Annotated in this window: 21 protein-coding genes and 1 tRNA gene; 10 read left to right on the top strand and 12 right to left on the bottom strand. The window is 60.8% G+C overall.

The genetic code is table 11. The features are described 5' to 3' along the window. Positions 1 to 97: 97 nt before the first annotated feature. Entirely contained in the window at positions 98 to 1,468 is a 1,371-nt protein-coding gene (locus C1J04_RS10120) for a class II 3-deoxy-7-phosphoheptulonate synthase (RefSeq protein ID WP_037954427.1), read from the bottom strand. Positions 1,469 to 1,672: 204 nt separating this feature from the next. On the opposite strand from C1J04_RS10120, the gene C1J04_RS10125 reads away from it, so the two are divergent. Then, entirely contained in the window at positions 1,673 to 2,677 is a 1,005-nt protein-coding gene (locus C1J04_RS10125; RefSeq protein ID WP_174226608.1) for a GlxA family transcriptional regulator, read from the top strand. Here the strand turns inward: C1J04_RS10125 and C1J04_RS10130 are convergent. Then, entirely contained in the window at positions 2,674 to 3,783 is a 1,110-nt protein-coding gene (locus C1J04_RS10130) for a PQQ-dependent sugar dehydrogenase (protein WP_009824661.1), read from the bottom strand. The two genes, C1J04_RS10125 and C1J04_RS10130, sit on opposite strands and share 4 nt — an antisense overlap. 158 nt (positions 3,784 to 3,941) lie before the next feature. On the opposite strand from C1J04_RS10130, the gene C1J04_RS10135 reads away from it, so the two are divergent. From C1J04_RS10135 to C1J04_RS10165, 7 genes are all read left to right on the top strand, one after another. After that, complete coding sequence (locus tag C1J04_RS10135; protein WP_009824662.1) at positions 3,942 to 5,132, top strand: ABC transporter substrate-binding protein; 1,191 nt, start codon at positions 3,942 to 3,944, stop codon at positions 5,130 to 5,132. Positions 5,133 to 5,222: 90 nt separating this feature from the next. Further along, a complete protein-coding gene (locus C1J04_RS10140; protein WP_009824663.1) occupies positions 5,223 to 6,002 on the top strand; it encodes an ABC transporter ATP-binding protein in 780 nt (259 codons plus the stop codon). Beyond that, a complete protein-coding gene (locus C1J04_RS10145; RefSeq protein WP_050766210.1) occupies positions 5,999 to 6,565 on the top strand; it encodes a hypothetical protein in 567 nt (188 codons plus the stop codon). The genes C1J04_RS10140 and C1J04_RS10145 overlap by 4 nt, the downstream gene beginning before the upstream one ends. Before the next feature lie 11 nt (positions 6,566 to 6,576). Next, on the top strand, positions 6,577 to 7,398 hold the full coding sequence (locus C1J04_RS10150; protein ID WP_083779613.1) for an ABC transporter ATP-binding protein: 822 nt from the start codon (positions 6,577 to 6,579) through the stop codon (positions 7,396 to 7,398). 21 nt (positions 7,399 to 7,419) lie between these two features. Further along, on the top strand, positions 7,420 to 7,848 hold the full coding sequence (locus tag C1J04_RS10155) for a hypothetical protein (protein WP_009824666.1): 429 nt from the start codon (positions 7,420 to 7,422) through the stop codon (positions 7,846 to 7,848). Further along, positions 7,848 to 8,858, top strand: a complete 1,011-nt coding sequence (locus C1J04_RS10160) for a branched-chain amino acid ABC transporter permease (protein WP_009824667.1) — start codon at positions 7,848 to 7,850, stop codon at positions 8,856 to 8,858. Before C1J04_RS10155 ends, C1J04_RS10160 begins: the two co-directional genes overlap by 1 nt. Next, positions 8,855 to 10,159, top strand: a complete 1,305-nt coding sequence (locus C1J04_RS10165; RefSeq protein ID WP_009824668.1) for a branched-chain amino acid ABC transporter permease — start codon at positions 8,855 to 8,857, stop codon at positions 10,157 to 10,159. Before C1J04_RS10160 ends, C1J04_RS10165 begins: the two co-directional genes overlap by 4 nt. Before the next feature lie 71 nt (positions 10,160 to 10,230). Here C1J04_RS10165 and C1J04_RS10170 read toward each other — a convergent pair whose 3' ends face one another. Next, a complete protein-coding gene (locus C1J04_RS10170; RefSeq protein WP_009824669.1) occupies positions 10,231 to 11,781 on the bottom strand; it encodes a helicase HerA-like domain-containing protein in 1,551 nt (516 codons plus the stop codon). A 523-nt stretch (positions 11,782 to 12,304) separates the two neighbouring features. On the opposite strand from C1J04_RS10170, the gene C1J04_RS10175 reads away from it, so the two are divergent. Further along, positions 12,305 to 12,943, top strand: coding sequence for an invasion associated locus B family protein (locus tag C1J04_RS10175; RefSeq protein WP_114865355.1), 639 nt, complete (start codon positions 12,305 to 12,307; stop codon positions 12,941 to 12,943). An 85-nt stretch (positions 12,944 to 13,028) separates the two neighbouring features. Here the strand turns inward: C1J04_RS10175 and C1J04_RS10180 are convergent, their stop codons facing one another. From C1J04_RS10180 to C1J04_RS10195, 4 genes are read right to left on the bottom strand one after another with little or no spacing between them, the layout of a single operon-like run. Continuing rightward, the gene (locus tag C1J04_RS10180) at positions 13,029 to 14,237 is read right to left on the bottom strand and encodes a beta-ketoacyl-[acyl-carrier-protein] synthase family protein (protein WP_009824671.1); all 1,209 of its coding nucleotides are present in this window, start codon (positions 14,235 to 14,237) and stop codon (positions 13,029 to 13,031) included. 3 nt (positions 14,238 to 14,240) lie between these two features. Then, entirely contained in the window at positions 14,241 to 14,498 is a 258-nt protein-coding gene (locus C1J04_RS10185; protein ID WP_009824672.1) for an acyl carrier protein, read from the bottom strand. Between the two features lie 35 nt (positions 14,499 to 14,533). After that, the gene (gene lpxD, locus C1J04_RS10190) at positions 14,534 to 15,631 is read right to left on the bottom strand and encodes a UDP-3-O-(3-hydroxymyristoyl)glucosamine N-acyltransferase (RefSeq protein WP_009824673.1); all 1,098 of its coding nucleotides are present in this window, start codon (positions 15,629 to 15,631) and stop codon (positions 14,534 to 14,536) included. A 26-nt stretch (positions 15,632 to 15,657) separates the two neighbouring features. Further along, complete coding sequence (locus tag C1J04_RS10195) at positions 15,658 to 17,244, bottom strand: L,D-transpeptidase family protein (RefSeq protein WP_009824674.1); 1,587 nt, start codon at positions 17,242 to 17,244, stop codon at positions 15,658 to 15,660. Positions 17,245 to 17,599: 355 nt separating this feature from the next. On the opposite strand from C1J04_RS10195, the gene C1J04_RS10200 reads away from it, so the two are divergent. After that, complete coding sequence (locus tag C1J04_RS10200; RefSeq protein ID WP_037944325.1) at positions 17,600 to 18,169, top strand: YcbK family protein; 570 nt, start codon at positions 17,600 to 17,602, stop codon at positions 18,167 to 18,169. A gap of 82 nt (positions 18,170 to 18,251) precedes the next feature. Here the strand turns inward: C1J04_RS10200 and C1J04_RS10205 are convergent, their stop codons facing one another. The 5 genes from C1J04_RS10205 to C1J04_RS10225 form a co-directional block, all read right to left on the bottom strand. Next, complete coding sequence (locus C1J04_RS10205; RefSeq protein ID WP_009824676.1) at positions 18,252 to 18,707, bottom strand: YqaA family protein; 456 nt, start codon at positions 18,705 to 18,707, stop codon at positions 18,252 to 18,254. A gap of 65 nt (positions 18,708 to 18,772) precedes the next feature. Next, positions 18,773 to 18,862: transfer RNA gene (locus C1J04_RS10210), tRNA-Ser, on the bottom strand. 82 nt (positions 18,863 to 18,944) lie between these two features. Next, complete coding sequence (locus C1J04_RS10215) at positions 18,945 to 19,664, bottom strand: alanyl-tRNA editing protein (protein ID WP_009824677.1); 720 nt, start codon at positions 19,662 to 19,664, stop codon at positions 18,945 to 18,947. Continuing rightward, entirely contained in the window at positions 19,661 to 22,003 is a 2,343-nt protein-coding gene (locus C1J04_RS10220) for a DUF3772 domain-containing protein (protein WP_009824678.1), read from the bottom strand. Before C1J04_RS10220 ends, C1J04_RS10215 begins: the two co-directional genes overlap by 4 nt. Continuing rightward, complete coding sequence (locus C1J04_RS10225; RefSeq protein ID WP_005853660.1) at positions 22,000 to 23,034, bottom strand: cysteine synthase A; 1,035 nt, start codon at positions 23,032 to 23,034, stop codon at positions 22,000 to 22,002. Before C1J04_RS10225 ends, C1J04_RS10220 begins: the two co-directional genes overlap by 4 nt. Between the last annotated feature and the right edge of the window lie 7 nt (positions 23,035 to 23,041).

Here is a 23,041-nt window from a genome sequence, read left to right on the forward strand (position 1 = left end):
ACGGGGTAACCCCGATGGGACGCCCCCCGATGCCGCAAAAGAAAAAGGCCGCGCATGATGATATGCGCGGCCTTCCTTATTGCATGAGCGTCAGCCGTTATACGACGGCTTTGACCTGTTGGTTCGCCCGGCGTGCCGACAGTTCCTCTGCCACGAGGAAGGCAAGCTCCAGCGACTGGCTGGCGTTCAAACGCGGGTCGCAGGCCGTGTGGTAGCGGTCCGACAGGTCTTCGTCCTGAACGGCGCGGACACCACCAGTACATTCTGTCACATCCTGACCGGTCATCTCAAAGTGGACACCACCGGGCACGGTGCCCTCGGCCCCATGTACGGCAAAGAATTCACGCACTTCGCGAAGCACGGAATCGAACGGCCGCGTTTTATAGCCGCTTGAGGATTTGATCGTGTTGCCGTGCATGGGGTCACAGGTCCAGACGACATTCGCGCCCTCTTCCTGCACGGTCTTGATCAGACGCGGCAGGTGTTCCCCCACATTGCCGGCCCCGAAACGCGCGATCAGGGTCAGGCGACCCTCTTCGTTTTCGGGGTTCAGCTTGTGCATCAACAGCTTGAGGTCATCGCTGGTCATCGTCGGGCCGCACTTCAGGCCGATGGGGTTCTGAACACCGCGGGCAAATTCCACATGCGCGCCATCAGGCTGACGTGTCCGGTCGCCGATCCAGATCATGTGACCCGAGCCCGCCAGCCATTTGCCGGTCTGGCTGTCCTGACGGCACAGTGCCTCTTCGTATTCCAGCAGCAGCGATTCGTGGCTTGTATAATATTCCACCGATTGCAGGGTATGTGCCGTTTCGGACGTGACGCCAGCCGCCGCCATGAAATCAAGCGTGTCTGAAATGCGGTTCGCGATCTCGCGGTATTTTTCCGCCTTTTCGCTTTCGGTAAAGCCCAGGGTCCAGCCGTGCACCTGATGCACATCGGCATAGCCGCCGGTCGAGAACGCCCGGATTAGGTTCAGGGTCGCGGCGGCCTGTGTGTAGGCGCGCAGCATCTTTTTAGGGTCGGGAATACGGGCGTCGGCGGTAAAGGCGAGCTCGTTGATGATGTCACCGCGGTAGCTAGGCAGTTCCACCCCATCAACCGTTTCAGTCGGCGCTGAACGCGGCTTGGCGAACTGACCCGCCATTCGGCCCAGCTTGATCACCGGCACTTTGGCACCGTGGGTCAACACGATGGCCATCTGCAACATCACCTTGAAGGTGTCGCGGATCATATCGCTGCTGAATTGTTCGAAGCTTTCGGCGCAATCGCCGCCCTGAAGCAAGAACGCCTCGCCACGGCCCGCCGCCGCCAGATGCTTTTTCAGCCGCCGCGCTTCACCCGCAAAGACCAACAATGGATAACGGGACAATTCAGCTTCGACCGCGCGCAGCGCGTCCTGATCAGGATAGTCGGGCATCTGGATCCGCGGTTTGTCGCGCCAGCTTGATTTTGTCCAATCGGTCATCATTTTTCTCCGAAGTCCGCAGCGCCCGAAGTGTCAGGCGCAAACATTGTGAAATTGTGGTATATAAAGGTCTGACCCAAGTGACCAGAACCGAAATTCACCCTATTGACCTTCGCCCCCGCCCGTGGGCAAGGTTTTTGGCAGGTTTTTGAGGGCAGCGCCCACTTTGCCCCAACGTATAACGCAAACCTGAAAGGCGACGTGATGAGCGACACCCGTCTGGCCAACCGCATTCTTCCTGACGCTGAAAAGACACGCCGCTTTGTCTTTGTGCTGCTGGAAAACTTTACCATGCTCAGCTTTGCCTCGGCGGTGGAATGTCTGCGCATCGCAAACCGCATGGCGGGTCGTCCGGCCTATGACTGGCGTCTGATCGGCGAGGATGGCGGGCGCGTGCGCTGTTCGGCAGGGGCGGAATTCACGCTGGACGGCGATCTTGACGATCTGGGCCGCGACGACACGCTGGTGGTGTGCAGCGGCATCGACGTGCAGGCGGCGACGACCAAGAAGCTGCTGGGATGGCTGCGCCGGGAGGCCCGCAAGGGCATTATGGTCGGCGGTCTGTGCACGGCCGCCTTTACGCTGGCCAAGGCCGGATTGCTGGACGGGAAGAAAGCCACGATCCACTGGGAAAATCAGGATAGTTTCAGCGAAGACTTCGAGGACGTCACCCTGACGAAATCGGTCTTTGTGGTGGACGGTAACCGGATGACCACAGCGGGCGGGACATCCTCGATCGATCTGATGCTCAAGCTGATTGCCGACGATCTGGGCGAGGATATGGCAAATGCCGTTGCCGACCAGCTGATCTATAGCTCCATCCGCACGGATCAGGACACGCAGCGTCTGTCGGTGCCCACCCGTATCGGCGTGCGGCATCCCAAGCTGGGTCAGGTCATCCAGATGATGGAGGCCAATATCGAAGAGCCGATCAGCCCGTCCTCATTGGCACGCGATGTCGGCATGTCCACGCGGCAGCTTGAACGGCTGTTCCGCCGCTACCTCAACCGCAGCCCCAAACGCTATTACATGGAACTGCGCCTGCAAAAGGCGCGTAACCTGCTGATGCAAACGGATATGAGCGTGATCAACGTGGCGCTGGCCTGTGGCTTTGCCTCGCCGTCGCATTTTTCCAAATGCTACCGTGCGCATTATAACACCACACCTTACCGCGAACGCGGGTCGCATGCGGCCAAGCCTGTCGCCTAGTCGTTACTGATCCGGTACACCGCCCCGTTCCCGACTGAGATAAACCAGATCGCGCCGTCCGGTGCCTCTATGATGTCGCGCACCCGTGCCGTGGCGGGGGCAGAGATTTGCGCCACCTCGGCCAGCGGGTCACCCTGTAGCCGCGCGATATAATTGAACTTGAGCGAGCCTATGAAGATATCGCCCCGCCAGTCGGGAAACATCTTGCCCGAATAGACCAGCAACCCCGAGGGCGCGATAGACGGGTCCCAGTAGAAGGCGGGCTGCTCCATCCCCTGTTTCGCGGTGCCTTCGCCGATCTTGGCACCGGAGTAGTGACGTCCGTAGGATATCACCGGCCATCCGTAATTGGCGCCCTTGCGGACCGCGTTAACCTCGTCTCCGCCGCGCGCCCCATGTTCTGACACCCACAGGTTGCCCTCCAGATCAAGCGCTGCCCCTTGCGGGTTGCGATGCCCGTAGGACCAGATTTCCGGCAGCACGTCGTCGCGCCCGACAAACGGGTTATCGGCGGGCACAGTACCGTCACGGTTGACCCGCACGACAGAGCCGTTGTGCTGCCTCAGATCCTGCGCCGCGGGGCGGTCGCCGCGCTCTCCGACGGTGACGAAAAGCGTGCCATCGCGCGCCTCGACCACGCGGCTGCCAAAGTGCTGACCGGCGGCAGACCCGCGTGACATGGTAAAGAGATCGCGTAGATTTTCGAGCCGCGCACCATCCTGCGACAGCTCTGCCGCGGCAAGCGCGGTACCGGCCCCGCCTTCAAGCGCCTTGGCATAGGTCAGAAATACAGTGCGCGATCTGTCAAAATCCCGTGCCAGCGTGATGTCCAGCAAGCCACCCTGCCCTGCGTCAACGACCTGCGGTGCGCCCGCAACCTCGTGGCTGGCGCCCTCGCGAACCCGCAGCAAGCGGCCGTCGCGTTCGGTGACCAGCACATCCCCATTCGGCAAAATCGCCAGCGCCCAAGGCGTCTCCAGCCCTGACACCTGCTGGGTAATCCGCAGCTCTTGCGCGACAACGCCCGACGCGCCCATGACCGATCCGGCGACGATCAACGCCCCGATGGCCCGTGCGGCCTGATGTATCATCCCCCCGAGAAACATGGCTTCCCCCCTCATACAACCTATCCCTGCAAACCTAGCGCAGACAAAGCGTCGATCCACATCATCTTGCGCCACTTTACCTAGGGATAACGCTTTTCTTTTCCAAAATCGGCGCATAGGCTCTGGCGCAGAACACCATGTTCAACAGGGAGAGAAACATGAAAAAGATGCTTATGGCCACAACGGCTGCAGCATTGCTGGCCACCAATGCCTATGCCGACGCGCATAGCAAGGACGTGAAGCTTGGCGTGATCTTTGGCTACACCGGCCCGATTGAATCGCTGACCGGCATCATGGCGGAAAGCGCTGAGCTCGCCATGCAAGAAGTCACCGACAGCGGCATGCTGATGGACGGGGCGACAGTCACCCCCTCGCGCGCGGACACGGGCTGCGTCGATAACGCGCTTGCGGTATCCAGTGCGGAACGCCTGATCGCCGAAGGGATCAACGGCATTGTGGGCGCGGCCTGCTCTGGCGTGAGCGGCGCGATCTTGCAGAACGCGGCACTGCCCAACGGCATGGTGATGATTTCGCCATCCTCCACATCCCCTGGCCTGAGCACGATGGAAGACGACGGTCTGTTCTTCCGCACTGCCCCCTCCGACGCCCGTCAGGGCGAGGTCATGGCAGAGGTGCTGATGGAAGAAGGTATCAAGGAAGTCGCGGTCACCTATACCAACAACGACTACGGCAAGGGTTTGGCGGACGCGTTCCAGCAGGCCTATGAAGCCGCGGGTGGGACAATCACCATCTCTGCCGCACATGAAGACGGCAAGGCCGATTACTCTGCCGAGGTTGGCGCGCTGGCCTCTGCCGGTGGCGACCGTCTGGTGGTTGCGGGCTACGTCGATCAGGGTGGATCGGGCGTTGTGCGTGCGGCGATTGATTCAGGCGCGTTCGACACGTTCCACTTCCCCGACGGGATGATCGCGGCGAACCTTGAAAACAACTTCGGCTCCGAGCTGGACGGCTCCACCGGCCAGCACCCCGGCACCGATAGCCCCGGCGCTGACAAATTCACCGCGCTGGTCGACGGTGCCTTCGATACCACATCGCCCTTCGCACCGGAAAGCTATGACGCAGCGGCGCTGCTGATGCTGGCGATGCAGGCCGCAGGGTCTTCCGATCCGCAGGTCTATAAGGATCAGGTCATGTCGGTTGCGAACGCCCCCGGCGAAAAGATCTATCCGGGTGAGCTGGCCAAAGCGCTGCAAATCCTCAAGGACGGCGGCGAAGTCGATTATGAAGGCGCAACCGCGGTTGAACTGATCGGCCCCGGTGAATCCGCTGGCAGCTACCGTCAGATCAAGATCGAAGACGGCAAGATCACGACGGTTCAATACCGCTAACATCACATGACGTGACAGAAAACAGCCCGGTGCATTGCGACCGGGCTGTTTTTGCAACGGGGCTTCGGCACCGCACGGGGAGACTACAAAATGATCGTCGTAGACGACATCCATAAACATTTCGGCGGGTTCCACGCCGTGGACGGGGCCAATCTGACCATTGGCAAAGGCACGATCACCGGTTTGATCGGCCCGAACGGTGCTGGCAAAACGACGCTGTTCAACGTGATCGCGGGGGTGCTGAAACCGACCTCGGGGCGTGTGACGATGGACGGCGAGGATATCACCGGCCTGCCCCCCCATACGCTGTTTCACAAAGGGCTGCTGCGGACCTTCCAGATCGCGCATGAATTCTCGTCGATGACCTGCCGCGAGAACCTGATGATGGTGCCCGGCGATCAGGCGGGCGAGACGCTGTGGAACACGTGGTTCGGGCGCAAGCGCATCGCCGATCAGGAACGCGCCTTGCGCGCCAAAGCGGACGAAGTGCTTGAGTTTCTGACGGTGGAACATCTGGCCGAGCAGAAAGCGGGTCAGATCTCCGGCGGTCAGAAAAAGCTGCTGGAACTGGGGCGCACCATGATGGTCGACGCCAAGATCGTGTTCCTTGACGAGGTCGGGGCCGGTGTGAACCGCACGCTGCTCAATACCATCGGTGACGCGATCATCCGTCTGAACAAGGAACGCGGCTATACCTTTGTCGTGATCGAACACGACATGGATTTCATCGGCCGTCTGTGTGATCCGGTGATCTGTATGGCCGAGGGCAAGGTTCTCGCTCAAGGCACCCTGCCCGAGATCAAGGCCAACGAACAGGTGATCGAGGCTTATCTCGGCACCGGGCTCAAGAACAAGGCCGTGCCTGCATGAGACGGATGACCACCGCATTGACGCTCTGCGCGGGATTTGCCCTGCCGCAGGCCGCTGCGGCCTGTGCGCAGCTGTCGGCGCAGGTCTGGATGTGCGATCGGGGCACCCCGTGGGAAGAAGCAACCTGGGACACGGTCGGCGACGGCTCCACCCGCTATCTGGGCGAGGTGATCCTGAACTTCACCCAAGAATGGCCCGGGTACGACATCGCCGACGGCACCTCGACGCTGGAAGAGCAATACGAGACCTATAGCGCCTGGATCGCGGCGGATGGCGGCCCTGCCCCCGAGGTGCTGAAGGTCGACCGGATCGACACCCCGATGGGCACGACCCTGCGCCACCTGCAATATGACGAGATCGAAGGCGACCGCACCATGAGCGCGGTCATGTTGTCGGATGTCGGATCAGCGCGGATTATGCAGTATCTCGATACCACCGACACAATGCCTTTGGATGAAATGGACAAGATGTCCTTTGAGGTGGCCATGATGCTGCGCGACACATGTGCGGATGAGATATCCTGCGCCGCGCCCATCCCTGCGGCAGCCCTGGACACCGAATGAAAGAGACTGACATGAGCAACCCATACGGCGACCGGGGCAATAAGGACCTGTCGATCGCGAACCCCAAAGGGCAAGGCACCGCGCAGCCGGTCAAACGGGGCGGCAAAAGCCACCCCGCGCCGGGGGGCCCCTTCCTGATCGGCGACACGATGACGGGCGGTTATGGCAAGGGCCCCGATATCCTGTACGGCTGCACCATCGCCGTCGAAAAGGGTGAGATCGCCGTCATCGTCGGCCCCAATGGCGCGGGCAAATCCACGGCGATGAAGGCGGTTTTCGGCATGCTCGACGTGCGCCAGGGCCATGTGCGGCTGGACGGCGAAGACATCACCTTGCTGTCGCCGCAAGACCGTGTGGCCAAGGGCATGGGGTTCGTGCCGCAGACCTCGAACATCTTTACCTCGATGACGGTGGAAGAAAACCTCGAGATGGGAGCGTTCATCCGCCGCGATGATTTCCGTGATACGATGGCGCAGGTCTATGACCTTTTTCCGATCCTCAAGGAAAAGCGCTATCAGGCCGCGGGCGAGCTGTCGGGCGGGCAACGCCAGCAGGTCGCTGTGGGCCGCGCGCTGATGACCCAGCCGAAGGTGCTGATGCTGGACGAACCCACCGCTGGCGTGTCCCCCATTGTGATGGACGAACTGTTCGACCGCATCATCGAGGTCGCGCGGACCGGTATCCCGATCCTGATGGTGGAACAAAACGCCCGCCAAGCGCTAGAGATTGCGGATAAGGGCTATGTTCTGGTGCAAGGGGCCAATGCCTTTACCGGCACGGGCAAAGAGCTTTTGGAAGACCCTGAAGTTCGCAAATCCTTTCTGGGGGGTTAAGCGATGCGATGGACCCTTCCGATGGCCCTATTGGCAACCACGGCGCCAGCCTTGGCGCAAGACAGCGTTGCCACGACCGCTGCAACAGCCCCGTCTGCCGCAGCCGCAACGGCCCCCGCAGAGCCGTTCCAGCAGACGATTGCGATCGCCTGCCGCTTTACGTGGGAATGTGTGGAAAACGAGCCCTGCACCGAGACAGAGTTCACCCCCGACATCACCGGCAACGCAGGCGGAGCCTCTGCCGATGCGCTGACGGTTCAATCACAAATGGTCAGCGACGCCGAAACCGTCGACATGACCGGCACGAAACAGGTCAAGGCGCTGTCCCTGACGGGGGGTGGGTTTGATGCCCGCCACCTGCTGAGCATCGCCGCCGACGGGGCCTCCCGTTATACCGTGCATTACGCTGATGGGCCGATTGTCATCAGCTATCTAGGGACATGCAAATAATGGATTTACTCAACGCTTTCATCGCCTTGGCCAACTATGTGCTGGTTCCGGGCATCGCCTACGGGTCGCAGCTGGCGCTTGGTGCGCTTGGGGTGACGCTGGTCTATGGCATCTTGCGGTTCTCGAACTTTGCCCATGGCGACACGATGGCGCTTGGCGCGATGTCCGCCGTGCTGATCACCTGGGGTTTCCAGTCGCTGGGGCTGAGCCTGGGGGTCTTACCGACCGCACTGCTGGCGCTGCCATTCGCGATCATCATCACCATCGGGCTGCTGCTTGGCACAGACAAGCTGGTCTATAGCTTCTACCGCGAAAAGAAGGCCAAGCCGGTGATCTTTGTCATCGTCTCGCTGGGGGTGACATTCGTCTATAACGGCATCACCCGCTTTATCATCGGCGCAGAGGATCAACGGTTTCTGGATGGTGAACGCTTCATCATCTCGGCCCGCGATTTCAAAGAGATGACGGGGCTTGAGGAAGGTCTGGCGATCAAAACGACCCAAGGGCTGACCGTGGTGACGGCTGTCATCGTGGTTGCCGTACTGTTCTGGTTCCTGAACAAGACACGCTCGGGCAAATCCATGCGCGCCTACTCTGACAACGAGGATCTGGCGCTGCTGTCGGGTATCAACCCTGAACGTGTGGTCATGATCACCTGGATCATTGTGGCCTGTCTGGCGACCACCGCCGGCGTGCTTTACGGGTTGGACAAGTCCTTTAAACCTTTCACCTATTTCCAACTGCTGCTGCCGATCTTTGCCGCCGCGATCGTGGGCGGTCTTGGCAGCCCGATCGGAGCCATCGCGGGGGGCTTTGTTATCGCATTCTCCGAGGTGACGATCACCTATGCGTGGAAAAAAGTCTTTGGCTACCTCGCTCCCGAGGGGATGGCCCCCGACGGCTTGGTGCAGCTTTTGTCCACCGACTATAAATTCGCCGTCAGCTTCGTGATCTTGTTGATCGTGCTGCTGTTCAAACCCACAGGTCTGTTCAAGGGGCAATCGGTATGAACGAGACACTGAAAAACACCGCTCTTTTCGCCATTGTCGCGCTGCTGATCGTACTGACCGGACTGGCGCAAAGCTGGAACGCGGCGCTGCTGATCATTGCGATGGGGCTGATCTCCAGCATCATGGCGCTTGGCGTGAACCTGCAATGGGGCTTTGCGGGGCTGTTCAATGTGGGCATCATGGGGTTTGTCGCCCTTGGCGGTCTGGCCGCTGTGCTGATCGGCATGCCCCCCACGCAAGGCGCTTGGTCCGCGGGGGGCTGGGGGATCCTCACCGCCCTGCTGATGGGGGCCGCGACGATCATTCTGGCGGTTCAGGTGATGAAACGCATGGCCAAGGGATGGCTGCGCACGCTGGTTGTTCTGGTGGTACTGGTGGCGGGGTTCTTTATCTTCCGCGCCCTGCTCGACCCGTCTGTAAGCGCGGTCGAGGCCGTGAACCCCGCGACCACCGGCTATCTTGGCGGGCTTGGCCTGCCGGTGATCATCGCCTGGCCCGTGGGCGGGCTGTTTGCAGCCGGAGCGGCCTGGCTGATCGGGAAAACCGCGCTTGGGCTGCGGTCTGATTACCTAGCGATCGCGACCCTGGGCATCGCCGAGATCATCATCGCCGTGCTCAAGAACGAAGACTGGCTGTCGCGGGGCGTCAAGAATGTCATCGGTATCCCGCGCCCCGTCCCCTATGAGATCGACCTGCAAAATAACGCGGGCTTTGTCGAACAGGCGGCCGGCTTCGGGCTGAACCCGGTAGAGGCATCGACGCTTTGGGTGAAATTCCTGTATGTGTGTCTGTTCGCCGTGGTGCTCTTGGTGCTGATGTGGCTAAGCCAGCGGGCGCTGAATTCGCCCTGGGGCCGCATGCTGCGCGCGATCCGCGACAACGAGGTCGCGGCCGAAGCCATGGGCAAGGACGTGACCGCACGGCACTTGCAGGTGTTCATCCTCGGCTCTGCCATCTGCGGGATTGCCGGCGCGATGATGACCACGCTGGACAGCCAGTTGACGCCCGGATCCTACCAGCCGCTGCGCTTCACCTTCCTGATCTGGGTCATGGTGATCGTTGGCGGGTCCGGCAACAATCTGGGGGCCGTGCTGGGGGGCTTTCTGATGTGGTACCTTTGGGTGATGGTTGAACCCATGGGGCTGTGGCTGATGCAATTGATCACCGCGGGCATGTCCGACGGCTATTGGCTGAAAGACCACCTGATCGAATCCGCGGCCCATATGCGGCTGATGACGATGGGGGCGGTCTTGCTGCTGGTATTGCGGTTCAGCCCGCGCGGGTTGATCCCCGAGAAGTAAAAGAAAAGGCCTTATCCCTTGCGGGATAAGGCCAGCCTTCGGCGAGGATTTATTGCCATTTGGAAGCGCGTTCAGCGTCCTTTGAATAACCCGCCCAAGATTCCGCGCACGATGCGCCGGCCGGTTGTGCCTTTCAACTCCTTGATCACGACACTCGCGATGGCACCGCCAAAGCTGTCGTCGCTTTTGGTCGTGCGTTTCGAGGTCGAGCGCGTGACCCGTTTGCCCGCATAGCGACGCGCTGCGTTGAATTCGCGCAAGGCGGGGGATGTGTCTTCGGCTTCGGCTTGTTCCTCGGCCTGCGCTGCCTCTTTCGCGGCGTCTTCTGCGCGTTTGGCCAGCATTTCGAACGCGGAGGCGCGATCAAGGCGGGTGTCGTATTTCCCTGCCATCGGGCTTTGCGCCATCAGGGCGGCACGGGTGGCCGGGTCGATCGGACCAAGCTGCGAGGATGGGGGCCGGATCAGGGTGCGTTCCACAATGCCGGGGATCCCTTTTTTCTGCAGCATGGAGGTCACCGCCTCGCCCACGCCCACATCGCGGATCGCGTCTTCGGTTTCAAAACGCGGGTTCTCGCGGTAGGTTTCGGCGGCAAGGCGCAGCGCCTTGCGATCACGCGCGGTGAAGGCACGCAAAGCGTGCTGGATGCGGTTGCCCAATTGGCCAAGGATATCTTCGGGCACGTCTGCGGGGTTCTGTGTGATGAAATACACGCCCACGCCCTTGGAGCGGATCAGCCGCGCCACCTGTTCAACCTTGTCGACCAGCGCTTTGGGGGCGTCGTCAAACAGCAGATGCGCCTCGTCGAAGAAGAACACCAGTTTGGGTTTATCGGGGTCGCCGACCTCGGGCAGTTCCTCGAAGAGTTCTGACAGCAACCACAGCAGGAAGGTCGCGTAGAGCTTGGGCGAGTGCATCAGCTGGTCGGCTGCGAGGATATTGATAAAGCCACGCCCGTCCGTGTCTGTGCGCATCAGGTCGGTGAGCGCCAGCGCAGGTTCTCCGAAGAGATCAGCCGCGCCTTGGTTTTCCAGCACCAGCAAGCGCCGCTGGATCGCCCCGACCGAGGCCGACGACACATTGCCGTAGCGCAGCGCCAGGGATGAAGCGTTTTCCCCGATCCAGACCAGCAGCGCCTGCAGATCCTTGAGATCCAGCAGCGGAAGCCCGTCTTCGTCAGCAACGCGGAACGCGATGTTGAGGATACCTTCCTGGGCCTCAGTCAGATCGAGAAGCTGCGCCAGCAGCAAGGGCCCCATTTCCGAGATTGTCGTCCGCACCGGATGCCCCTGTTTGCCGAACATATCCCAGAAGGTGACCGGAAAGGCGCTGTAGTCGAAATCGTCAAAGCCGATGGTTTGGGCGCGCTCTGAAAAAGGGGTGTGCAGCTTGTGGCTGGCAGAGCCTGCCTGCGCCAGCCCTGACAGATCGCCTTTGACGTCGGACAGAAACACCGGAACCCCTGCGGCGGAAAACCCTTCGGCCAGGATTTGCAGCGTGACGGTTTTGCCTGTGCCTGTGGCCCCCGCGACCAATCCATGGCGGTTGGCATAGCCGATGTTAAGAAACTGTTTCGTCGCGTAGTCTTCGCCACCGCCGCCGATAAAGATATCATTTGTCACGTATTTAATTCCTTTTGGGCCAATAACCTGCAGCCAAAGTGCAGAGCGAGCGTACAAACTTAACCTTTTCACACCATAGTGATTTTGTCGCCGGTCGTGATGTCCTTTTCGTGCTGGCGGCACTTCCTCCCTGTCAGACTTGGCCGCGCCTTCGGGTGCGGCCCTTTTTACGTTGGAGGTCCGTTTTACGCGCTTGAAACCGCTGTGATATTTTATGTTGACGGTGCCCGAATGCTTTCGTAACGTCCTTTCAATAAGTCGGCCAAGTCCGATGGGGAGAACGAAGAACAGGGAAAAGGACGCATCGCGTCCTTTTTTCTATTTCAGCCCCCCGCGCCCGGCCTCTCCCCCGTGAAAACCTGATTAAATAGGCAATATTTTGCCTTAAATCACGATGGTTTCAGCGCTATCGTCCTGACATTGGCATTGGCGCATGGTAGATGGCGTCGAAATTAACTGATTTGGAACGAGCATGAAAAAGTATATCACACTTCTCCCACTCTGCGCGGCGATGGCTCTGACTATGCCCGTTTCCGGTTACGCACAAACTGCAGCCACGGAAACACCCGCAGCAACAGACGCCCCGGAAACGGCGGAGCCGACCGCTGAAGCGGCACCCGCGACGGTAGAAAACACCACCACAGGCAGCAGCACCGACGTGCAGTCGCAGCTGAGCCTTGGTGAAGATGCCGACGGGGAGCCGACCCTGGGCAAGCCCTACACCAAAGAGGTGATCGGTGCCTGGGAGATGCGCTGCATCAAGACCGAAGAAGAGATCGACCCTTGCCAGATGTACCAGCTGATGGATGATGGCCAAGGCGCGCCTGTCGCCGAATTCTCGCTGTTCCGCCTGCCAGCGGGCGGTAAGGCGACAGCCGGTGCCACTGTGGTTGTGCCGTTGGAAACGGCCCTGCCCTCGCAGCTGACGCTGACCGTCGATGGTGGCAAAGCGCGCCGCTATCCTTTCGCTTTCTGTAACCCCGTTGGTTGCTACGTCCGCATGGGCCTGACCGAAGCCGATGTCGCCGCGTTCAAACGCGGGAAAGAGGCCGTGATCACCATCGTGCCCGCGCTGGCACCTGACCAGAAGGTCGAACTGTCGCTGTCGCTGGACGGGTTCACCGCAAGCTTCGACAAATCCTCGGTTGTTGAAGACCGGTAAGCAAATGCTTGGCCCTCGGGCCGTTGAGACGACAAAGCCGCCCCGTTTGACGTGGGCGGCTTTTTCATGGGCGGTATCGCAGCCGTCAGATCGCGCGCAGCGCCAGTACCGCGTTCATGCCGCCAAAGGCAAAGGCGTTGGACAGCGCCACCGTGACCCGCGCATCGCGGGCCACATTGGGCACCACATCCAAGGCGCAGTCGGGGTCTGGTTCTTCGTAGCCGATGGTGGGGGCGATCACGCCCTCGCGCAGGGCCATGATGCAGGCCAAAAGCTCTACCGCGCCGGTGCCGCCGATCAGATGCCCATGCATCGATTTGGTCGAGCTGATCATCAGCCTGTCTGCATGGGTGCCGAACACATCCGCCACCGCCGCACATTCGGTTTTGTCATTGGCTGCCGTCCCCGTGCCATGGGCGTTGATATAGCCCACCTCGTCCGGATTGATCCGGGCGTCGTCCAACGCGCCTTTAATCGCGCGGGCGGCACCCGCCTTGGACGGCATCACAATGTCCGACGCGTCAGAGGACATGGCATAGCCCGATACTTCGCACAGGATATCAGCCCCGCGGGCGCGGGCGTGGTCATACTCCTCGAACACGAAAATGCCTGCGCCTTCGCCCTGCACCATCCCATTGCGATTGGCCGAGAACGGGCGGCAGGCGTCGCGCGACATCACGCGCAACCCTTCCCACGCCTTGACCCCGCCAAAGCACATCATCGATTCAGATCCGCCTGTGACCATCGCCGGCGCCATCCCGCTGCGGATCATCGAAAACGCCTGCGCCATCGCGTGGTTCGAGGACGCGCAGGCGGTGGAAACGGTGAAGGATGGCCCCTTGAGGTGATGCTCCATGCTCACATGGCTGGCGGCGGCGTTGTTCATCAGGCGCGGCACAACAAAGGGATGCACGCGGTTTTTCCCTTCGGCATAGACCGCACGGTAGTTATCGTCCCATGTGCTGACCCCGCCGCCCGCCGTGCCAAGCACCACGCCGGATTTGGCCGAGAGCTCTCCCTTGAACTCAAGCCCTGATTGGCGGATCGCTTCGGCCGCGGCGGCAAGGGTGAACTGGGTGAACCGGTCATAAAGCGCGATCTTCTGGCGGTTATACTGGCTTTCGCCGTCAAACCCATGGACCTGACCACCGATCTTGATCGACAGCCGGTCCACGTCGCGGAAATCAAGCGGCCCTATTCCACACACTCCGTTGCGCATGGCCGCAAGCGTTTCGGGCACGTTCAACCCAAGCGGATTGACCGTGCCCGCACCCGTAATCACGACACGTTTCACGCGTCAGGCCTGCTCGGCGCGCAGCCGTTCCACCCCTGCGACAATGCTGGCCACGCTAGAGATATCGAACCCCGTGGCATCCGGCTGGTTCGCGTTGAACGGCACCGATACGTCGAATGTCTCTTCAATCGCGAAGATGCTTTCGACGATGCCCATGCTGTCGATGCCAAGGCTTTCGAGCGTGCTGTTCATGGTGACATCCGATGGCGTCAGAAACGCTTGATCGGCGATAATGCTGATGACCTGATCTTTGATGTTCATCCTAAGTCTCCGTCAGAACGGGCCATGGATCGGCCCTAGCTTGTCTCACTGTCTTTGGAGGTGCCCATCTGGGATTTTAACGCCGCCACATCGCGAAGCAAGCGCGGCAAACGGCGCAGCGCTTTGTAGCCTTCAATCTGCTTGCCCATTTCCGTCGCGGGATACCCCAGCAACGACCGGCCCGCGGGCGCGTTGGACAAGATCTTGGTGCCGCCGCCCGCGATCACCCCGTCGCCGATGGTGATATTGTCGCTGACGCCCACCTGCCCCCCCAGCACGACGTTGTCGCCAATGGTCACGGAACCGGCGATACCGACCTGCCCGCACAGCAGACAGTTTTTGCCAACCACGACGTTATGCCCCAGATGCACGAGGTTATCGAGCTTGCTGCCGTCGCCAATCACGGTGTTGCGAATGGTGCCGCTGTCAACCGTGCAGTTCATACCGCATTCCACGTCGTTCCCGATGGTCACACTTCCAAGGGTGTGAATACGGGTCCATTGTTGCGCTTTTGTGTCGCCACGATCACCAAGGGTCTTGCGTGTCTGTTCCACCGTGCTGGGTTCAGCCGTCACGAACGAAAACCCGTCGCCGCCGATCCGCGCGCCCGGTTGCGCGATGAAATCATCGCCGATGCGCACCCGTGCGCCGATGCTGACGTGATCGCGCAGATAGGCGTTCTTACCCAGAACCGCGTCTGTCCCAATGTAGCACTGCGGCCCGATGACAGAGCCAGCGCCGATTTTCGCGCCCGCCGCCACAATCGCCAATGGTCCGACAGAGACGTCCTCGGCCAGTTCGGCAGTCTCATCAATAACGGCAGAGGGGTGGATGCCAGCCCCGAACCCCTGCCCCGGATCCATCATGCGGGTCAGTCCCGACATGGCAAAGCGCGGACGGTCCGGCAGGATGGCGGCCTTCAACCCCATCTCTTGCCAATCGGCATCGGGCCAGAGCATGGCCGCGCGGGCCGATCCGTCAGACAGCGATTGTGCGTATTTGGGGCTCATGGCGAGCGCGAGATCGTCGGGGCCTGCGTCTGCCGGCTCTGCCAGTTTGGCAATCGAAATGGAGGTATCGCCGACCGCTGGCAAGCCAAGCGCGTCGGCGATCTGTTGGATGGTGTAGGTCATGTGCGGTCTCCCTTGTCAGGGACGAGTTAACCCTGAACCGCGCCCAATGCCACCCCCGCCTTGCTTAGCGCATCCCAGATACGGCCATCGCGACCATAGATATCGGCGCGATACTGCGTATGGCCGCGCGGCGTGGTGAAGGCGGTGCGGTAGATGATGTGGACCGGCACTTCGGTATCCAGATGGACGAAAGTCTCGCGACCTGTGGCCAGTTGCCGTTTGAAATAGGCGACAGGATCAGCCGCTTGCGGGGCCAGCAGCGTATAGGCGAAATCAAACGGATCGGCGAGCCGCACGCAGCCGTGGCTAAAGGCACGAACGTCGCGGTCAAACAGGCTCTTGGAGGGCGTGTCGTGCAGGTAGATGTTGTATTTGTTGGGGAAAATGAACTTCACCAGCCCAAGCGCATTGGTCTGTCCCGGCTTTTGGCGCATGCCATAGGGGAAGGTACGCGCTGTATAACGGCTAAAGTTCACAGACCCACGGCTGATGATCCGGCCACGATTATCGATCAGATCAATATGACCCGCGGCATTGGGGTTGCGCTGCATTGACGGCAGATATTCCTTGGTCACGATCGACCGCGGCACCGTCCACGTCGGGTTGATGACGATATATTCCATCACATCCGAGAATTCAGGCGTCAGACGGTCCGATTGGTTCGCCCCCACGACCGAGCGTGTCTCGAAGGTGACCTGCCCGTTGTCGACGACGGACGCGGTGAAGGCGGGGATATTGACCAGCACGTGACGTGCGCCGCGTTCCTTGTTCAACCAGCGTTCACGCTCCATCGCGACGATGACGGATTGCAGCCGCGTCTCGACGCTCTTGTTGATCTCGGCCATGGTGCCTGAGCCGGCAACGCCGTCCTCATTCAGACCGTGATCTTTTTGAAAGCTGCGCACCGCCTCTTGCAAAGTGGCGTCATAGGTCATCACGTTGGACCGTTTCAGATACCCCATCGACATCAACCGGTTGCGCAGCGCGACCACTTGCGTGCCTTGCGCCCCGGGCTTGAGCGAGGATGCAGGCACCGCGGGGCCCCAACCGCCTTGGGTCAGCAAATGCTCCATCCGCAGCTTTTCACGCATCAGGGCGTTATACTCCATCGTCCGCGGGCGCAGATTGCGCAGGAACGGCGTGGGATCGGAGGAGATGAAATCGGTGATATAGGTCTGACGGTCGCGGTATGGCACCTCGCGCACGATGGACGGATCAATGCGCGACGGCACCAGCACACCGGTTTGCAGATCACGGGCGTATTGCAGGAAAACGCGCGTCATCTCGACCTCTGCCAGCCCGCGATCCCGCGGGGTCTGCGCGTTTTTGAGCTTTTCCATCAGCCCTTGGGGGTCATAGCGCGCGACGGGTAGCCCGTGCAAATCAGCCGCGCGGATCGCCGACATAAGAGCGGCACGTCGGGCGCGCTGTGTCTCTGTCGCTTCGGTCCAGATCGGTGCATAGCCGTGGGTCCGGTAGTAGGCGGCGATATCCTCATCCCGCGCGGCGGCTTCGGCAACGGCCTGTTTGAACGCGGTCACCTGCGCAAAAGCGGGTTGCGGCGCGGTAAAGAGTGTCAGAGCTGTGGCAGCAGCCCCCAGAAAACCGGCCATGCGGCGAAATTTCCGCGATTGAATGCTTAAAATACGAGTCATTGATTCCCCCGAAATCGGTGAGCTTTGGATTTCCTAGATAGGCAGGGAACCCTATGCTCTTGTCCAATAACAATGCCCGTGAACTGAAAACTAAGGATAAATTGATGCTTATCGGCATCGCCCCTGTGGCAAAAATGAACAACCAACTAAGGGTTGCGCAAAAATTCGCCTAAATTTGTTGATGGATGGAACCTTTTCGATTCAGCACTTGGTTCAAGAATCGCGCTATGCCATAAATTGTTGCATCTGGGGATCGATGGAAAACTCCGTGTAACATCATGGAACCAAAGGCAGAAGACGGGACATACAATCAATGACTGGTAAGAGCACTTCGGGCATGACCCGGCGCTCCGTATTGGGCGCATTCGCAGCGACAGCCGTAGCAGCGGCACCGACCTTCGCAAACGCAGCAGGATTTTTGCGTGGGGCCGGCGATATTCGTCGCATCAAGATGTATTCCGGCCGGACCGGCGAACGCATCGACATGATCTATTGGATCGAAGGCAACTATATCAAAGATGCCGTATCCGAGCTGAACTATTTCATGCGCGACTGGCGTACCGATGGCGTCAAATCGATGGACCTGCGCACCGTGGACATCATGGCCGCGTCGCATAACCTTCTGGATGTGTCCGAGCCCTATATGCTTCTATCCGGCTACCGCAGCCCGCAGACCAACGCGATGCTGCGTTCCAGATCGCGCGGTGTGGCCAAGAACTCCCTCCATATGCGTGGTCAGGCGGCTGACCTGCGTTTGGCATCGCGTTCGGTGAACCAGATGGCACGTGCGGCGATTGCCTGTAACGGTGGCGGTGTTGGTCGCTATTCCGGCTCGAACTTCGTGCATATGGATTGCGGTCAGGTGCGTAACTGGGGCGGCTAAGCACCTCAGGACGACCACGGAAACAAAGCGCCCTCGGGCGCTTTTTTCGTTTCTAGCCAACGCGCTATCCGATCTCTTTCGCTCAGCCTATCCACACGAGCGTCACCCAGGCCAGCACCCCATAGCGCAATGCTTTGCCGATACCGACGATTGCGACGAAGGACCACAGCGGCTCTCTTAGCACCCCTGCGGTGACGGTCAGCGCATCGCCGACAACCGGAAACCAGCTGACCAGCAGCGACCAGCGGCCATAGCGCGCATACCACCGCTCGGCCCGCGCCATTTGCGACGGGGACGCAGGAAACCAGCGCTTGTGCTGGAACCGCAGCACCGCGTGCCCCAGCCCCCAATTCACCACCGACCCCAAGACATTGCCCACCGTGGCAACCGCCAGCAACCCCAGAACCCCGTGCTGGCCGTGGATCATCAGCCCGACCAGCAACGCTTCGGATTGCATCGGTAGAATCGTCGCTGCAAGAAAGGCGACCGCGAAAAGGCTCAGGTAACCGGTCATCGACGCGCCCGAACCAACGGGCATCTGACGACCCGTTCGGGGCGTCGCAACCGATCACCGTAGAGGCGGAATATATCGTAAGGGGGGTATGGCGGACAGACAGGGATTCGAACCCTGGAGACGGTCTCCCGCCTACACACTTTCCAGGCGTGCGCCTTCGACCACTCGGCCACCTGTCCATTGAGGGGGTGTTTAACGTGACCTGCAGGCGGGGTGCAAGGGGTAAAACGCGCGAAATTCAACAAGATTTCAATGCGCCGCTCAGCTGTCGAGATGGACGTAGATCCGGCGGGTGCCGCGCCCCTTTTTCTCAATCTTGCCAAGGCGTACCGCCCCAATCTCTCCGGTGCGGGCTACGTGGGTGCCCCCGCAGGGCTGCAGGTCGATCCATGCGTCACCCTCTCCGATTTGCACCAGACGCACGTTGGCCGCCGTGACCGGTGGTGCGACGGATAACGTCTTGACCAACTCAGGCGCCGCTTGCAATTCCTCTTGGGTGATCCAGTGATCCGTGATCGGCAAATCTTGCGCGATATAGGACGCCAGCGCGTCTTCAATGCCGTCGCGATCCTCTGGCGCATCGGCAAGGTCAAAGTCCAGCCGCCCATGGGTGGCCGAGATTTGCCCTCCCACCACGGGGAACGGCACGACAACGGACAACAGATGCAGCAGGCTGTGCACCCGCATGTGCCGGTGCCGGCGGTCCCAATCCAGCTTCTGCGTGACATGGGTGCCCGGCTGGGGGATTTCCTCGGGTTCGGCCGGAACCAGAATGATGGACCCGTCCAGCCCCTTGACCGTTGTCGCGATCGGCATGCGCTGCTTGTCCCAGTTCAGCCAACCGCTGTCCCCCGGTTGCCCGCCACCCGTGGGATAGAATACCGTCCGGTCCAGCACGATCCCGCCCTCGTCGGTGATGGCGATGACTTTGGCGGCGCTGTCGCGGGCATAGGCGTCGGTGAGATAGATCGGTTGGTTCAACTGTCCTCTCCATCCTGCTTAGAGGGTTTTTCGCCGGCGCGGGTGCGCAGCCATACGTCCCGCTGGGGAAAGGGCACCTCGATGTTTTCGGCGGCAAAGCGTTCGACGATGGCGTGGTTGATATCGCTTTTGACCGACATCATCCAATTCACGTCCCTTAGGAAGGCACGGATCTCGAACTCCAGCGCGTCGGCCCCGAAGCTCACCAGCAGCACATTCGGCGCGGGGTTCGCAAGCACCAGCGGCTGGTCCTCCGCGATCTCGCGCAAGATCGCTTCGACGCGGCGGGTATCGGTGCCATAGGCCACCCCGACCGAGATGATGACCCGCCCCACGGTATTGCCACGGGTAAAGTTGGTCACCGTACCGCTGACAAGATCGGCGTTCGGGACAATGACATCGGTGCGGTCAAAGGTTTCGATCCGCGTGGACCGTACCGAAATATCGCGCACATAGCCGGACTTGCCACCGACCTCGATCCAGTCGCCTTCGGAAATGGGGCGTTCGATCAGCAGGATGATCCCCGAGACGAAGTTGCTGACAATGTTCTGCAGACCGAAACCGATACCGACCGACAGTGCACCGGCGACGATGGCAAGCGAGCTAAGGTCAATGCCCGCCCCCGTGATCGCGGCCAGCGCGGCCAGAAAGATCCCGACATAGCCCAGCCCCGACAGCAGCGCGTTCTGCCCGCCGATGTCGATCTTGGTCTTGGGCAGGACATTGCTGCGCAGCGCCCCTTGCAGCAACCGCGTGAGCAGATAGCCGATCGCAAAGATCACCGCGAAGGCCAGCAGGTTCGACGGCGAGATCTGGCTTTCCCCGATGGTGAACCCGCGCGAAAATGCGGCCCATAACTCGGTCAGGTCAGCGACCCTTGCGCCCCAGACCAGCGCAAGTACGGGCATCGCCAACAACAGTAAAATCAGACCGAAGAACAGCGGCATTAGCGCTTCGCGTGCGGCAATGCCCTGCCCCGTGATCGCGCCATAGACATCAGCAGAAAAGCGTTGCAGCGCCATGACCAGCCCCAGCACAGCCAGTGTCGTCACATAGGGGCGCAGGATCGCATCCGACAGATCCTGGTAGCCAAAGGCAAAAAGCAGCGGTGCCACCACAGAGACCGCAATAGCCCCCAACCCGGTACTGCGTACAACCCGCGCATGGGACGATGCTTTGGCCATGCCATCGGCGTCTGGCGTATCCTCTTCGGGTTCACGGTAGCTGCGCAGGATACGACCGATCTGGAACAGCGCGAGGCTGGTCAGCACCGCCAGCGGGAATTGCACCACCGCGCGTGTCGCCAAGCTGGGGTCGCCGATCTCAAGCACCGTCAGCGCCACGATAGACAGGATCATCACGAAGGTGATCGCGTTCACGTAGAGCCGTGCGGATTTACGTTGCTGTGCAGACAGCGGCAAAAGCGCTTCGTCTTCTTCGCGGGCAAAGACCCGTTCGGACACCCAGCGGAACCCGAAGATAAGCAGGCCAATCAGCGGCAGCAATTCAACGATCTGTGTCGCGCGTGCGCCCAGAAAACCCGATTGCCGTGCCGCGATGGTCAGCAGGTAGAGCCCCACCAGCGGGAACAGGATGCGCAACAGGGAAACGACAAAGCGCCAGATCCCCATGCCGCGCGCCTGATGAGCGCGCAGGGTATGCGCAATCTTCATCGCCCAGACACGGCCGCGGAACAGCAAGAGCAAGCCGGCAATACCCGCGAAGAAAACGGTCGGCAGGTTGTTTTCCAACGTATTCAGCGCGCTGTCTGTATTCTGTTCAGCACTTTCCTGCCAGAAAGCGGCAAACGCATCCTGCATCTCGACCAGCGCGGGCCCCCAATAGACGGGGTTCAGCGGCGAAGGCGTGGTGCGTAACAGCCGTTCAGTCTGGCGTTCGCGAATGATCTTGTCGATCTCGCGTACCAGCCCGTCTGCGCGCAGAAACTCGCGCTCTGCGATCTGCACGGGGGCCAGCAGCGCGTTCAACTGCTGGTTGATGTCGGCGCGGGTCTTGGCCACCTCTGGCGCTTCGGGTTCGGCATTTTCGCCCTCGGGCGCTGTGCCCAAGGCGGCAAGCTGGTCACGCAGCGCCGCGATACGTTCAGCGTTCAGCGTGCGCGCGGCCTCGAACTCGGACCGGTAGTTGACGATACGCCCGCGCAGGCTGTCGAGTTCGGAAGTCGGTGTGTCGGCCTTTTCAACCGATTGTTCCGCCTTGACCGCAACACTATCCCATTGCTCCGCCGTTTTCTCGACGTCGGTCTGCGCGAAAGCCGCGGTCGTCAGGCAAAGCGCCAGAAGACCGCAGGCCAGAAGCCCCCTGAGCGTCGCGATCATTGGTCTTCGAAGACGCCGGGAATGGATTGTGGGGCGCGGTCCAACCAAGCGGGCACGGGCAGATCTTTTTCGCGCAGGAAGTCGGGGTTGAACAGTTTCGACTGATAGCGCGTGCCAAAGTCGCACAGGATCGTCACGATGGTATGCCCCGGCCCCATATCCTTGGCCAGACGCACCGCACCGGCGACGTTCACACCCGACGACGCCCCAAGGCAAAGCCCTTCGTGTTGCAGCAGGTCAAAGACATAGGGCAGTGCCTCTGCGTCCGAGACGTTGTAGCTGAAATCGGGCGTGAACCCTTCGAGGTTCTTGGTGATGCGAACCTGACCGATACCTTCAGCGATTGATCCGCCTTCGGCGACCAGTTCACCCTTGGTGTAATAGTTATGCAGCGCGGCCCCGTCCGGGTCGGCAATCGCGATCTTCACGCCTTTGGGCTGCAACGCCATGCCGATCCCGGCCAGCGTGCCGCCCGATCCTACCGCACAGCAGAATCCGTCAACCTTGCCGCCGGTCTGCTCCCAGATCTCGGGGCCGGTGGTTTCGATATGCGCCTGACGGTTGGCGACGTTGTCGAACTGGTTGGCCCAGATCACCCCTTCGTTCGTGGTGCGCGCCAGTTCATTCGCGAGCCGCTCCGAGTAGCGCACAAAGTTGTTGGGGTTGCGGTAGGGTGCTGCGGGAACCTGCACCAGCTCGGCCCCGGCAAGGCGCAGCATGTCTTTCTTTTCCTGACTTTGCGTTTCAGGAATGACGATCACGGTTTTGAACCCCATCGATGCGCCGACCAGTGCCAGCCCGATACCGGTGTTGCCTGCCGTGCCTTCAACAATCGTGCCGCCGGGTTTCAGCGTGCCCTTGGCGATGGCATCCTGAATGATGAACAGCGCGGCGCGGTCCTTGACCGACTGGCCGGGGTTCATGAATTCTGCCTTGCCGTATATCTCGCAGCCGGTTTCCTCGCTCGCCTTGCGCAGACGAATAAGAGGGGTGTTGCCAATGGCCTGCGCCAGATCAGATGCGACGTGCATGGGATGC

Origin of the sequence: Sulfitobacter sp. SK025, from assembly GCF_003352105.1 — a bacterium.
Lineage (GTDB): Bacteria > Pseudomonadota > Alphaproteobacteria > Rhodobacterales > Rhodobacteraceae > Sulfitobacter > Sulfitobacter pontiacus.

Excerpts from the sequence above, each read along its gene's own strand:
- C1J04_RS10165 (WP_009824668.1), top strand. The coding sequence starts at position 8,855 with ATGAACGAGACACTGAAAAACACCGCTCTTTTCGCCATTGTCGCGCTG.
- C1J04_RS10155 (WP_009824666.1), top strand. The coding sequence starts at position 7,420 with ATGGCCCTATTGGCAACCACGGCGCCAGCCTTGGCGCAAGACAGCGTT.
- C1J04_RS10200 (WP_037944325.1), top strand. The coding sequence starts at position 17,600 with ATGACTGGTAAGAGCACTTCGGGCATGACCCGGCGCTCCGTATTGGGC.
- C1J04_RS10185 (WP_009824672.1), bottom strand. The coding sequence starts at position 14,498 with ATGAACATCAAAGATCAGGTCATCAGCATTATCGCCGATCAAGCGTTT.
- C1J04_RS10160 (WP_009824667.1), top strand. The coding sequence starts at position 7,848 with ATGGATTTACTCAACGCTTTCATCGCCTTGGCCAACTATGTGCTGGTT.
- C1J04_RS10175 (WP_114865355.1), top strand. The coding sequence starts at position 12,305 with ATGCCCGTTTCCGGTTACGCACAAACTGCAGCCACGGAAACACCCGCA.
- C1J04_RS10140 (WP_009824663.1), top strand. The coding sequence starts at position 5,223 with ATGATCGTCGTAGACGACATCCATAAACATTTCGGCGGGTTCCACGCC.
- C1J04_RS10130 (WP_009824661.1), bottom strand. The coding sequence starts at position 3,783 with ATGTTTCTCGGGGGGATGATACATCAGGCCGCACGGGCCATCGGGGCG.
- C1J04_RS10145 (WP_050766210.1), top strand. The coding sequence starts at position 5,999 with ATGAGACGGATGACCACCGCATTGACGCTCTGCGCGGGATTTGCCCTG.
- C1J04_RS10205 (WP_009824676.1), bottom strand. The coding sequence starts at position 18,707 with ATGCCCGTTGGTTCGGGCGCGTCGATGACCGGTTACCTGAGCCTTTTC.
- lpxD (WP_009824673.1), bottom strand. The coding sequence starts at position 15,631 with ATGACCTACACCATCCAACAGATCGCCGACGCGCTTGGCTTGCCAGCG.
- C1J04_RS10120 (WP_037954427.1), bottom strand. The coding sequence starts at position 1,468 with ATGACCGATTGGACAAAATCAAGCTGGCGCGACAAACCGCGGATCCAG.
- C1J04_RS10195 (WP_009824674.1), bottom strand. The coding sequence starts at position 17,244 with ATGGCCGGTTTTCTGGGGGCTGCTGCCACAGCTCTGACACTCTTTACC.
- C1J04_RS10220 (WP_009824678.1), bottom strand. The coding sequence starts at position 22,003 with ATGATCGCGACGCTCAGGGGGCTTCTGGCCTGCGGTCTTCTGGCGCTT.
- C1J04_RS10225 (WP_005853660.1), bottom strand. The coding sequence starts at position 23,034 with ATGCACGTCGCATCTGATCTGGCGCAGGCCATTGGCAACACCCCTCTT.
- C1J04_RS10150 (WP_083779613.1), top strand. The coding sequence starts at position 6,577 with ATGAGCAACCCATACGGCGACCGGGGCAATAAGGACCTGTCGATCGCG.
- C1J04_RS10125 (WP_174226608.1), top strand. The coding sequence starts at position 1,673 with ATGAGCGACACCCGTCTGGCCAACCGCATTCTTCCTGACGCTGAAAAG.
- C1J04_RS10135 (WP_009824662.1), top strand. The coding sequence starts at position 3,942 with ATGAAAAAGATGCTTATGGCCACAACGGCTGCAGCATTGCTGGCCACC.